This window comes from Agrobacterium tumefaciens, assembly GCF_009649785.1.
Taxonomy (GTDB): domain Bacteria; phylum Pseudomonadota; class Alphaproteobacteria; order Rhizobiales; family Rhizobiaceae; genus Agrobacterium; species Agrobacterium tumefaciens.
This window is the reverse complement of sequence record NZ_WJOK01000001.1, coordinates 67,811-80,565: the sequence shown is the minus strand read 5'-3', so window position 1 is coordinate 80,565 and position 12,755 is coordinate 67,811. Positions and strand designations below refer to the sequence as shown.

The window sequence follows — 12,755 nt, the reverse complement described above, 5'->3', positions numbered from 1 at the left end:
CCGGCGACACATGGCATAGGAGAGCCGCTCCCATTCACAGGCCCCTGTCATGATCCGCATCGAAAATATCAGCAAGTCGAACAGTCACCGCATTCTCTACATCGAGGCCTCCGCTGCGCTCAATCGCGGCGAGAAGATCGGCCTTGTCGGCCCCAACGGTTCTGGCAAGACCACGCTGTTCCGAATGATGACCGGCGAGGAACAGCCCGACGAGGGACAGGTCGTCGTCGAAAAGGGCATGACGGTCGGTTATTTCAACCAGGACGTCGGCGAAATGTCTGGCCGTTCCGCCGTGGCCGAAGTCATGGAAGGCGCCGGCCCGGTCAGCGAAGTCGCAGCCGAACTCCGGCAGCTGGAAGCCGCCATGTCCGATCCCGACCGGATGGACGAAATGGATGCCATCATCGAGCGTTACGGCGAAGTGCAGGCGCGGTATGAAGAACTGGACGGCTACGCGCTGGAGGGCCGCGCGCGCGAGGTTCTGGACGGGTTGAGCTTCAGTCAGGAAATGATGGATGGCGATGTCGCCAAACTTTCCGGCGGCTGGAAGATGCGCGTAGCGCTCGCCCGCATCCTTCTGATGCGCCCGGACGTGATGCTGCTCGACGAACCATCGAACCATCTCGATCTCGAAAGCCTGATCTGGCTCGAAGATTTTCTGAAGAACTACGACGGCGCGCTTTTGATGACCTCGCACGACCGCGAATTCATGAACCGCATCGTTACCAAGATCATCGAAATTGACGCTGGCAACCTCACCACCTATTCCGGCGACTACGGCTTTTACGAACAGCAGCGTGCGCAGAACGAAAAGCAGCAGCAGGCGCAGTTCGAACGCCAGCAGGCGATGCTCGCCAAGGAAATCAAGTTCATCGAGCGCTTCAAGGCGCGTGCCTCGCATGCCTCACAGGTGCAGAGCCGCGTCAAGAAACTCGAAAAGATCGACCGCGTCGAGCCGCCCAAGCGGCGCCAGACGGTCGCTTTCGAATTTGCGCCGGCGCCGAGATCTGGCGAAGATGTCGTAGCGCTGAAGAAAGTCAGCAAGGCCTATGGCAGTCGCACGATCTATGGCGAACTGGACTTCATGGTGCGGCGCAAGGAGCGCTGGTGCATCATGGGCGTCAATGGTGCCGGAAAATCCACCTTGCTGAAACTCGTGACTGGCACGACCACGCCGGATTCCGGCAATGTCACTCTCGGCGCCAGCGTCAAGCTTGGTTATTTCGCCCAGCACGCCATGGATGTTCTGGACGGCGACAGCACCATTCTGGAATGGCTGGAGGAACGTTTCCCGAAAGCCGGGCAGGCACCGCTGCGCGCCCTTGCCGGCTGCTTCGGTTTTTCCGGTGACGATGTGGAGAAGCGCTGCCGCGTTTTGTCCGGCGGTGAGAAGGCCCGTCTGGTCATGGCTGCCATGCTGTTCGACCCGCCGAATTTCCTCGTGCTGGACGAGCCGACGAACCATCTCGACCTCGACACCAAGGAAATGCTGATCAAGGCCCTGTCGGAATATGAAGGCACGATGCTTTTCGTTTCGCATGACCGCCATTTCCTGGCCGCCCTTTCCAACCGGGTGCTGGAACTGACGCCTGACGGTATCCACCAATTTGGCGGCGGATATACGGAATATGTAGAAAGCACCGGACAGGAAGCGCCGGGCCTGCGCAGCTGAGGCAGCTTGACGGACGTATGAGACGCAGAATTCCCGGGACAGGTTTCATCTTTTAACGTTTGCAGAGCGGATCGGTGGACTAACAAATGCAACTTAAAGACTGCTACAATTTCCACGATTTTCGCCGAATGGCAAAACAGCGTCTTCCCGGACCGATCTTCAACTACATCGACGGTGCTGCCGACGATGAGGTGACGTACCGGAGAAACACGGCCGCCTTCGAGAATTGCGATCTCGTTCCCGAGGTGCTGCGGGGTGTGGCCGATGTGGACATGTCTGTCACCGTCATGGGGCAGAAGCTGGCGATGCCGGTCTATTGTTCCCCGACGGCGCTTCAGCGTCTCTTCCACCATCAGGGGGAGCGGGCGGTTGCGGCCGCAGCCGGAAAATTCGGCACGATGTTCGGCGTTTCTTCACTCGGCACCACCAGCCTCGAGGAAGCGCGCCGGATCAGCGGCGGCCCACAGGTCTATCAGTTTTATTTCCACAAGGACCGTGGTCTCAACCGCGATATGATGGCGCGCGCCAAGACTGCGGGTGTGCAGACGATGATGCTGACGGTGGACAGCATCACGGGTGGGAACCGTGAGCGCGACAAGCGCACCGGTTTTGCCATTCCGTTCAAGCTCAATCTTTCCGGCATTGCGCAATTCGCCATCAAGCCGGCCTGGGGGATCAATTATCTGACGCATGAGCGCTTCAGCCTGCCCCAGCTCGACGGCCACATCAAAATGGACGGCGGCGCGCTTTCCATCAGTCGCTATTTCACCGAAATGCTCGACCCATCCATGACGTGGGACGACGTCGCACAGATGGTGCGTGAATGGGGCGGCCCTTTTTGTCTGAAGGGTGTCATGTCCGTGGAGGACGCCAGACGCGCCGTCGATATCGGTTGCAGCGGCATCGTGCTTTCCAATCACGGCGGTCGCCAGCTCGATGGCTCGCGTAGCGCCTTCGACCAACTGGCCGAGATTGTCGACGCAGTCGGTGACCGTATCGATGTCATGATGGATGGCGGTGTTCAGCGCGGAACGCACGTCCTCAAAGCCCTGTCTCTGGGGGCGAAGGCCGTGGGGCTTGGCCGCTATTACCTTTTCCCGCTTGCCGCCGCCGGACAGCCGGGTGTCGAGCGGGCGCTTGAGCTGATGCGCATCGAAATCGAGCGCGGCATGAAGCTGATGGGCTGCACCACCGTCGACCAACTGACACGCCGGAACCTGCGGTTTCGTGACTAGAGCGGTGTCAGCGCGAGAAAATCGAGGCCTGTCGAGCTTATCGACAATATAGTCGGATAATCACCCGTACCGAATGACCCCTTTGAAACCACCATAGCGGTTTCGAGAGGTTTTCACGCTATCGGCGCTGCGCAGTGGTGACCTTGGCAAGACCGATCGAATATGATTATGGTTGCATGATGCATGCCATAATGGATTTTGGCATGTCCGAAAGACCCTTTCCCATAAACGATATCCGCTCCACCTCGCGTCGGCTCGTGCGCGAACTCGGCTTCATGGGTGGAGACTTTGCCGGCACCGATCTGCCGCCCTCCGCCGTGCACGCCCTGATCGAGATCGAGGCATGCCCACGCATTACCGCACGCGATCTGGGAAAGATGCTTCGGCTTGAAAAGTCGAGCATCAGCCGCATGCTTCGCAAACTGGTTCTTTCGGGCGATGTTCTGGAAGAAACGGACGAAGAGGATAGTCGTATCAAGCGGTTGCGCCTCGCCGGGCGAGGACAGAAGCGGGTCGAAGCCATCCACACCTTTGCCAACCGACAGGTATCAAACGCACTGTCGCGGCTCGCGCCTGCGGATGGCCAAAAAATCCTTGACGGGCTTCGCCTTTATGCCGACGCGCTGGGAGACCGGGCCTACGCCGCGGCTCCCCCGATCGAAATCGTCAGGGGCTACAGGCCCGGCCTTATTGCCCGTATCACGCAAATGCATGCGCTTTATTATGCCCGGACATCAGGCTTCGGCCAGCGCTTCGAATCCGTTGTTGCCGAAGGTCTCGCCTCCTTTTGCAACCGGCTCGAAAGCCCGCAAAATGCGATCTGGGTCGCAATGCGTGGAGACGATGTCATCGGCTCCGTTGCAATCGACGGTGAAGATCTGGGACCGGGAACCGCGCATCTACGCTGGTTCATCGTCGATGATGGCGTGCGTGGCGGCGGCGTCGGGCGAAGGCTGTTGGCAACCGCCCTTGCGTTCACGGACGAAAAAGTATTCGCCGAAACCCATCTGTGGACTTTCAACGGACTTTTGGCGGCACGGCATCTTTACGAGGCCCAGGGTTTTACCTGTGTAGAGGAACGTCCCGGCAGCCAGTGGGGAAGCGAGGTTCTGGAACAGCGCTTCGTCAGGCCGCTTCCTATGGTTGGCGACGCTGAACGTGAAGCGAACTAAACCCCGTGGCGGCCGATCAAGCCGCCTTGAGAGCCCCCCGATGAGCAAGTGCGCCTGAACCCAGCTCGAACTGGCCGAGCAACCGGTTCAGCGCATCGACCTCGCCTGCAAGATTGTGGCTTGCGGCGGTCATTTCTTCCACCATCGCGGCATTTTTCTGCGTGTCCTGATCCATCTGATTCACGGCGGTATTGATCTGCTGAAGGCCGGACGACTGCTCTTGCGCGGATTCGACGATCGCGGCGACGTGCTGGTTGATCTCCTGCACTTCGGCGACAATCGCGTCGAGTGCCTTGCCGGTGTCGCCGACAAGATGCACGCCCTCTTCGACCTGCTGGTTCGATTTTGTGATCAGCGACTTTATTTCCTTCGCCGCGCCGGCAGAACGCTGTGCAAGTTCGCGCACCTCCTGCGCCACCACGGCAAAACCCTTGCCCGCCTCGCCGGCTCGCGCCGCTTCCACGCCGGCATTGAGCGCAAGCAAGTTGGTCTGGAAGGCAATCTCGTCGATCACACCGATGATACTGGAAATCTCGTTCGAGGATTTTTCGATCCGCTCCATCGCGATTACGGCCTGACGCACGACTTCGCCCGATCGTTCCGCACCGATGCGCGTGCGGGAAACCAGACGGCCCGCCTCGTGCGCACGGTTCGCGGCGTCTTTCACGGTTATTGTAATCTCTTCAAGAGCTGCGGCGGTTTCCTCCACGGCAGCAGCCTGCTGCTCCGTCCGCCTTGCCAGATCATCGGAGGCTGCCTTGATTTCATTAGCGCCGGCATCAATACCGGCGGCATTATCCGATACCCGCAGAAGCGCGTTCTGCAACTTCCCGGCAGAACCGTTAAAATCGTTGCGCACGGCATCGAACCGCTCGACAAAGGGATCGTTGATACGACAGGACACGTCGCCATCTGCGAGCCTGGCCAACGCCTGAGCCAGACTGTCAACCGCGAAACGGATGCCGCTCGCCTCATCGGCCGCCTTGTGTTCGCGGGCCACCCGCTCCTGTTCGCCAAGAGTTCGGTTGGCTTCCGCTTCCTGCTCCAGCAAGGCTTTTTCACGATTGTTTTCGCGCAAAACGTCAAGCGAGCGGGCAAGATCGCCGATCTCGTCCCTGGTCTCGATATCCTTCAATGTCAGCTGGAGATTTCCCCGAGCGATCTGGGCGGTCTCATCGATGACATTCGTGATGCGGTTGATGAACCGCCGTGCAATAAACCAGCCGGCCATCGCCAGCAGCACCGCCGCCGTTACGATCGTCAGGACGGCGTCACGCATCATTGCATGCAGCTGCGCAAAGACCGTGTCTTCCGGAACCGAGACGATTGCGTACCATTTCATGTCGCCGGTGAGCATGACCGGCAAGGCGACGGCAAGGGAAACCGTGCCGTCCTGTGCCGTCATTTCCAGCTCTTTTCCGGGATTGGCGATCAGTTTATCCCAGCCTGCAGTTTGTGCGCCGCCATCTGCGAGGTTCTTACCCATTATCGTCGCATCGGGATGGCTGATGATCTTGCCGCCGCCACTCACAAGGCTCATGAAGCCCGTTCCCATCGGCCGGACGGCTGACAACGCCTTGTTCGTTTCCTCCAGCGACAGATCGAGGCCAGCGACGCCCAGAGTTTTACCGTCGACGATGACAGGTTTGGCGACCGAGGTAATCAGAACCTCCTTGCCATCGATTGCGTAAGAATAGGGTTCGATGACGACTGTTTTCTTCAATGTGAAGGGCAACTGATAATAATCGCCTGGACCCGCGGTGGTATAATCCGTCAATGCGGTGTTGCTTATTTTGCCTCCGCTCCGCACCCAATAGGGTACATAACGACCAGTCGCATCATATCCCTCCTTGTTGACGAAGTCCGCATCCTTGCCATCGAAGGCATTGGGCTCCCATCCGGTCCAGAGACCAAGCAAATCGGGATTGTTCGCCAGCATGTGCCGGATAAGCTGATCGGCCTTGCTCCGATCGGCATCGCCCGACTGCTTCATCGATTCCAGAACCGAGCCGAGGCTATTGACGATGTGAATCATGCCGCCGATATTTTTCTCGGTCGTCAGGGCTTCGGCTTGCGCGATCTGCTGCATACGCTCCATACTGTTGGCCCTCGTATCCTCAAAGGACCGATAAAACAGCACGGCCGAAGCCGCGATCGTTGCAACGACGCCGCACGCGGCGACTGCGAAGATATTACGGCCCGTTGTCGATTTAAACAGCATGTCTCATCCTCACAAAAAATCCCGGCCGCGACGGCTGAGGTCACTGCGCGCAAGCCCAAAATGTCAACAACCAGACCGGAGGATAATATTAGAAAACTATGCTTAAAAATTACTTTAATTCATATTTTTAGCGCAATTAAGAAAACAGAAATAAATTATAAAACCGTAATATTACAGTACATACAAAATATTACGCGATATCCGAACCTTCCGAAACGCCAGCATATATTGCAAGCTACGAGCAAGCTCAGCGGCACGCATCATTGCGTGCCGCTGATCAGGAAAACCGGGAGCCTTTAGTCCTGCAAACGCAGATCACTCCAGAAGCCGCGCAACTGGTCGGTCAATTGTGTGTAGAGGCCGTAGCGCCGCCGATAATGCGGGAGTTGCCCCGCATCCGGCCGGTAGGCACTGGCCACGCGGGTCATCGCTGCGACCGCCGCTTCATAGCCGGTATAGAGACCGACCGCCACGGCCGCGCCGATGGCCGCACCAAGCGCGCCGGTCTCGCGGGCCTCCGCGACACGCAGCGGGATTTCAAGAACGTCCGCCATGATCTGCGGCCAATGCTGGCTGCGGGAACCGCCGCCGGACATGACGGCACTGTCGATCGGCAGCCCCGCTTCCCTGAGAACGCCGATATGGCGGCGGTGTTCGAAACACACACCCTCGAACAGGGCTCTCAGCATGTGGCCTTCGCCATGCCATCCCGCCAGACCATAAAACCCGCCCCGAAGTTCCGCGCCCAGTCGCGAGCCGAAGATGAACGGGTGGAAGAACGGATCGTCGGCGCGTTGCGAAACGGAACCGACCAGATCGTTGCAGCGCTCGAAGGCATGGTCACCATGGTCACCGCGAACACGGTGCACGTACCATTCAAGATTGGCCGCAGAGGTGGCGCTGGACTCGATATTGACATAGCGGCCACGTCCAAAGGTCGTGACCATGAAGACATCGGGGCTGATGACCGGTTTATCCGCGAAAACCTGATTAATGCTCCAGGTGCCGGCGATGATAGAAGCCTCCCCGGCGTTGATGACGCCCGACCCCATGGCGCTGGAGACGACATCGAAAAAACCGCCGATAACGGGTGTGCCCTCGGAAAGCCCCGTCAGAGCCGAAGCCTCAGCTGTCACATGGCCGACGATATCCGCCGATTCTACGAGGCGCGGAAAAAAGGCGACGGCATCCTCAAGCCCGTAGAGCGACAGGAGTTCCCGGTCGAGCTTCGCTCCGGGGAAGGCAAGCAACCCCGCACCACTGAGATCGGAAATATCATTGGCAAGACAACCGGTCAGGCGGAAGTTCAGGAAATCCTTGCAGAACAGCACCGTTCCGATCTGGGCATATGTATCGGGCGCATGCCTTTTCACCCAGGCCAGCAGGCTGGGCGTTTGCGCGGGCCAAGGCCGTTGCAGACAACGGTTCTGTAGTTGCGCGCCGCTTTTCCGGTCAAGCTCTACCGCCACATCGGCGGCTCGGCTGTCAAGCGACTGGATACCGATCAGGGGCTGCTGATCCTTGTCCAGCAGGTAGAGACCGTTGCCGTGGCCGGCGCAACCGACGGCAAGGATGCTCCGGGGATCGACGGACGATTTTGCCAGAAGCTGGCGGATCGCCTCGCATCCGTTGCGCCACAACTCCTCCAGATCGCGCTCGACGTAACCGGGCTGCGGAAATGTCGAATGGCCGTCGATGGCGTGTTGCGCGACCTGCCGGCCGGCCGTGTCGAACAGCACCGCCTTGATAACCGTGTTGCCGACATCCAGACCCAATATATGATTTTTATCAGCCACGATTATAGATGTCCCATGCTTCTTCGCTGCCCGCACCCTGATGGATGATAGCCATCAAGGCCGCAACGACGGCCTTGGGGTTGTCATGCTGGTAGATATTGCGTCCATAGACCATCCCGTTCGCACCTTCGGCCACCAGTGCCGCTGATTTCGCCAGCACGTTGCGCAAGTCCTCACGCCCCCCGCCCCGCACCAGAACCGGGCACCGCGCTGCCTCGATGACCTTGTGAAAATCCAGCGGATTGCTGGTGGGATCGGCCTTGATGATATCGGCTCCCATTTCCGAGGCAAGACGCACCAGGGTGACGATCTTTTCAGCATCGCCATCCACCTGGTAACCGCCGCGCACATCATTGGGCAACATCACCAGCGGTTCGATCATCAGCGGCATGCCGTAACGATGGCAATCGGCGCGCACGCGGCTGATATTCTCGACGCATTGGCGAAACAGTTCCGGCTCGTCCGGCAACATGAACAGGTTCACGACGACGCAGGCGGCGTCCATCTCCAGCGCGCCGATGATCGGATCGTGATAGTTCTGGAGCTGCGACCACATGGTTCTGTGGCGCGTTGAATTATAGGGGTTGCCCATGTCGATGCGCATGACGAGCGCCGGCTTGTCGCGCTGCGGCCTTTGCTGCAGCAGGTCCGCTTGTCCGTAGGTCATCTGGATGGCATCGGGAGCTGCTTCCACCAGCCTGTCGACAGTTTGAGCCATATCCTCCAGCCCGACGAGGAAGCTCGGCTCGTTGCAAACGCCGTGGTCAATGGCAACGTCCAAGCATCCACCATTGCGGAACAGCCGGTTCATGCGCGCCTTTTTCGAAATCCGCATCATCATGCATTCTCCTTGCATCTGTGTTTAAGCATTGCCGTCGTGACCCCGTAAAAGGTCTCCAGTTCATCAACGAGCCGCTGCCGTTCGTCCGCCGCCTGCTGTGGCGCCCATCCCAGCTCGCGCGCTGCGACGCCAAGGATCGCATCGATCAGATCGGCATCGATGACGCCGGTAATGGCAAGCGTCGTGCGGCGCAGGATGAGATCCGTCAGATGGCGGACATGTTCGCAGCGGATCAGCCAGACCACCTCTGCCGCCGTGATCGGCGGTTTCTCGCAAAGCGGACTGTCATCCGGACGGCCCCGACAAAAACCCATCAACTCGAAGGCACGTGAACCATAGGCCGATGCCAGATACTCGGCCCGGTCCCGGTCGATCGAAAATTCCTCCGACAGCAGGGCCGGCAGGCGCCCGGCACCGCTGGGGAAGTTCCTGCCGCCGCCGATCGGGCGGTTCATTGTGCCAGTCAGCCGCTTGCGTCCGAGAAAGGCCAGAGCCTCGTCGGTCACCTGTTCGCCAAAGGCTCTGAACGTCGTCCACTTGCCGCCGATCATGCAGAGCTGCGGCGGATCGCCCTCCACGCGGTGGATGAAATGGCTGCGGGATATTCTTCCGGTAAAGGCCGCGTCGCTGCGCGGCAGCGGGCGGATGCCGCTGAAACTGTAGACGATGTCGGAATGGTCGATGGAAATATGCGGAAAGACCTGACGGACCGCATCGAGAATATAATCACGCTCTTCCGGTTCGCATCGCACCCGTTCGGGACGATCAACCTTGATATCTGTCGAACCAGCGAGAACCCGGCCAAGATAGGGAAAGAGGATACAGACACGGTTGTCGGCATTCTCGAAAAAAATCATATGGCCGTTCAAGGCCTTAAAGAGCGCCTCGTTGGCGAGGATCAGATGCGATCCCTTGGTGCCGGAAACGGTCGGTTTCGCCCTCCCCGCAACCTGTGTGGTCGTTAGCGCTCCAATCGTCTCATCGATCCAGGCGCCCGTCGCATTGACGATGATGCGTGGCCGGACGGGCAAGGTTTCGTCCGTGCCCTCCACCTTAAGACCATAATCACCGCCAGCACGGACAAACTCGGCATAGTTCAGCGCAATGCTTTGCGGCGCATCGGCCCGGGTGTCGATCAGAAGCTCCAGCGCAAGCCGTTCGGGCTGGCTGATCCACGCATCGTAATAGGTGGCCGAATATCTGATGCCTGGCGTCAGGCCCGGCCAGCGTTGCAACGTCTTGCGTGCGTTGCGGAAGGTGTGTCGGGGAAGGATGCGATTTTTGCGGGTGACGAAATCATAGAGCATGAGGCCCGCCTTGATGGCCAGTGCCCCCCGGCTGGCGGGTTTTCCGCCGGAACTCACAAAGGTCGCAGCCGCGTTGAACAAGCCGCTGAAGGTTGAGAATATCGGGATCGTCGTCGGCAGCGGATGAACCATATGCGGTGCCAGCGTCAGAAGCGCATCACGCTCCCGCAGCGATTCCGCCACAAGGCCGAATTCACCGTTTTCGAGATATCGCAGGCCACCGTGGATCATGCGCGAGGGTGCGGCACTGCAACCGGACGAGAAGTCGTTGCGCTCTACCAGAAGCACCCGCAGTCCCTGTAAAGCGAGATCGCGATAGGCGGCGATACCATTGATACCGCCACCGATGACGACGGCGTCGAAATCACCGTCTTGCCGGATGCGGCGTAGAGCGTCCTCGCGAAAACTGGGCATAGGAATACCGTTCGCTGGCTAACAACCAGCGTCCCAATGTTGTTAAACGTTTAAAGCGACGAGAGTGAGGGGTGGCGAAAATTATGCGCTATTCGCCTGAAGCCCCGTCTCAGCTACATGATTTACGCATCGAGCCCCACGAGATGCTCGGCAACGCCGGCGCTGATGAGAGCCAGTTCATTTTCCGCGAGGCGCAGGCGGGCCGCAGCAGCGTTTTCAACCGCCTGAGCCGGATCGCGCGCGCCGCACAGCGAGAATGTTATGCCGGGCTGGGCAATCGTCCAGGCAATCACGACCTGCGCAATCGACGCCCCATGCGCTTCGGCCACCGGCTCCAGACCCCGCGTCAGCCGCGCGATCTTCTCGCGGTTTGCCTGGCTGAAACGCGGATTGCCCTTGCGCTGATCATCCCCTGCAAAAACCCGTTCGGGTCCAACCTTGCCCGAGAGGAGACCGAGCGCCAGCGACGAGTAGCTCAGGACCGAAACAGCACTCGTGCGGCAAAGCGGCAGAAGTGTCGTCTCGATGTCCCGCCGCACCATTGAATATTCTTCCTGGATGGCATCCAGCGCGCCGGTGGCGATATAGGCTACCAAATCCTCCGGCGAGACGTTGCTCGCGCCGATCGAACGGATCTTGCCTTCGTCCTTCAGGCGCACAAGCGTTTCCACCGTCTCGGCAATCGGCGTCGTCGCATCCTGCCAGTGGGTGACATAGTGGTCGATATAGTCGGTTCCGAGCCGCTTCAGGCTCTCTTCGACCTCATGCCGGATCGAAGCGGCGCCGAGATAACGGTGAACGGGCTTGCCATCCTGGTGGAAGAAATAGGCGCCCTCGTTCACATGCCAGACCAGCCCGCATTTGGTGACCAACACCACCTTGTCGCGCCGGCCGGCAATCGCCTTGCCGACGATGGTTTCCGCAAGCCCCATGCCATAGGCTGGCGCGGTATCTATCAGGGAAATGCCGGCGTCAATGGAGGCATGGATAGCGGCGATGGATTGCCGCTCGTCGGTGCCGCCCCACATCCAGCCGCCGATGGCCCAGGTGCCCAGCCCCACGGCTGATGCGCTGATACCGCTGCCGCCAATCGTCCGGGTCAATATTGAATTGTCCGTCACGAAGTTTCCCCCTCTTCCTGATCCAGTAAATAGCCGGCGATCGCCTCGTCCACGACGAGCGAGGTCAGATAGCGGCCGGCAAGCGTGGCTGCCACCGGTCCGGCCTTGATGGCCCCGGCCGCCACGCCGATGATGTTCGGGCACCGGGCAAGCTGCCCAGGGTCCAGCGCCACCACGCGCGAGTTGAGATCGATCCGCGCCAGCTGCCCATCCGCCATGGTGAGATGGGCAAGGAATTCCCCGGCAATGCCCGCATCCACCAGCGCCTGCCCGCCACGGGCCGCATCCGGCAGCAGATCGTAATAACCGGAACCGGGCGCCTCCACGGAACCGATGCCAACCAGTGCCACCTGCGCCTGTCGCGCTAAGTCGAACACTTCGCGGATCGAAGCGACATTCATCAGGAGATCACGCTGTTCTTCATCCTCGGCAAATAGCGGCGCATGAATGAGCGACGCGCTGCCGCCGAGCTTCTCCGCCAGTTGCGTGGCCAGATGATTGACATCCGTATAGTGCTTGCCCTGGACACCGCCGGTCAGCGGCACTACCCGCACATCGAAACGGCGCTCGGCCTCCAGATTATCGACGACGGCACTCACCGCCTTGCCGCCGGTAATCGCAATCACGTCGCCGTCGCGGATCGTCTCCAGCAAGTGGTTGGCGGCCACGCGTCCGACCATCTGCAGCGCGGTTTCCGGATTGTCGGACACCGTCGGTGTCACCACCGACTGTCTGAGGCCGAAGCGGCGTGTGATCTCGTTTTCGAGGTCCACCAGCCTCTGATAGGGACTGGCGATAGTGATCTTTACCATGCCTGCCTTGCGGCCCGCCGCTATCATGCGGTTCACCTTGGTGTGGGAAAGATTGAGCCGCTCGGCAATTTCCGACTGCTTCACGCCCTCGATGAAATGCAGCACCAGGACGGAGTACATCTGCCTCTGTTGATCGAAATCGTCCTTGGTATCCAGCATGATCG

At 59.6% G+C, this 12,755-nt stretch carries 9 protein-coding genes; 3 read left to right on the top strand and 6 right to left on the bottom strand.

The genetic code is table 11. The annotated features are described in order from the left end of the window. Window positions 1-49: 49 nt before the first annotated feature. The 3 genes from GH784_RS00335 (at window position 50) to GH784_RS00325 (ending at window position 4,079) form a co-directional block, all read left to right on the top strand. On the top strand, window positions 50-1,672 hold the full coding sequence (locus GH784_RS00335; protein ID WP_013761917.1) for an ABC-F family ATP-binding cassette domain-containing protein: 1,623 nt from the start codon (window positions 50-52) through the stop codon (window positions 1,670-1,672). Between the two features lie 86 nt (window positions 1,673-1,758). After that, a complete protein-coding gene (locus GH784_RS00330) occupies window positions 1,759-2,907 on the top strand; it encodes an alpha-hydroxy acid oxidase (protein ID WP_127966099.1) in 1,149 nt (382 codons plus the stop codon). 203 nt (window positions 2,908-3,110) lie between these two features. After that, window positions 3,111-4,079, top strand: coding sequence for a MarR family winged helix-turn-helix transcriptional regulator (locus tag GH784_RS00325; RefSeq protein ID WP_173997542.1), 969 nt, complete (start codon window positions 3,111-3,113; stop codon window positions 4,077-4,079). A 16-nt stretch (window positions 4,080-4,095) separates the two neighbouring features. On the opposite strand, the gene GH784_RS00320 is transcribed toward GH784_RS00325, so the two are convergent. The 6 genes from GH784_RS00320 to GH784_RS00295 form a co-directional block, all read right to left on the bottom strand. Next, entirely contained in the window at window positions 4,096-6,300 is a 2,205-nt protein-coding gene (locus GH784_RS00320) for a methyl-accepting chemotaxis protein (RefSeq protein ID WP_076845417.1), read from the bottom strand. Between the two features lie 296 nt (window positions 6,301-6,596). Continuing rightward, entirely contained in the window at window positions 6,597-8,096 is a 1,500-nt protein-coding gene (locus GH784_RS00315; protein ID WP_164876630.1) for an FGGY-family carbohydrate kinase, read from the bottom strand. Further along, a complete protein-coding gene (locus tag GH784_RS00310) occupies window positions 8,089-8,931 on the bottom strand; it encodes a class I fructose-bisphosphate aldolase (protein ID WP_003511545.1) in 843 nt (280 codons plus the stop codon). Before GH784_RS00310 ends, GH784_RS00315 begins: the two co-directional genes overlap by 8 nt. Before the next feature lie 2 nt (window positions 8,932-8,933). After that, entirely contained in the window at window positions 8,934-10,658 is a 1,725-nt protein-coding gene (locus tag GH784_RS00305; protein WP_065687972.1) for a glycerol-3-phosphate dehydrogenase/oxidase, read from the bottom strand. A 122-nt stretch (window positions 10,659-10,780) separates the two neighbouring features. After that, window positions 10,781-11,779, bottom strand: coding sequence for an aldo/keto reductase (locus GH784_RS00300; protein ID WP_065687973.1), 999 nt, complete (start codon window positions 11,777-11,779; stop codon window positions 10,781-10,783). Further along, window positions 11,776-12,750: a sugar-binding transcriptional regulator gene (locus GH784_RS00295; protein WP_038494403.1), complete on the bottom strand. Its 975-nt coding sequence runs from the start codon at window positions 12,748-12,750 to the stop codon at window positions 11,776-11,778. The genes GH784_RS00300 and GH784_RS00295 overlap by 4 nt, the downstream gene beginning before the upstream one ends. Window positions 12,751-12,755: the final 5 nt, after the last annotated feature.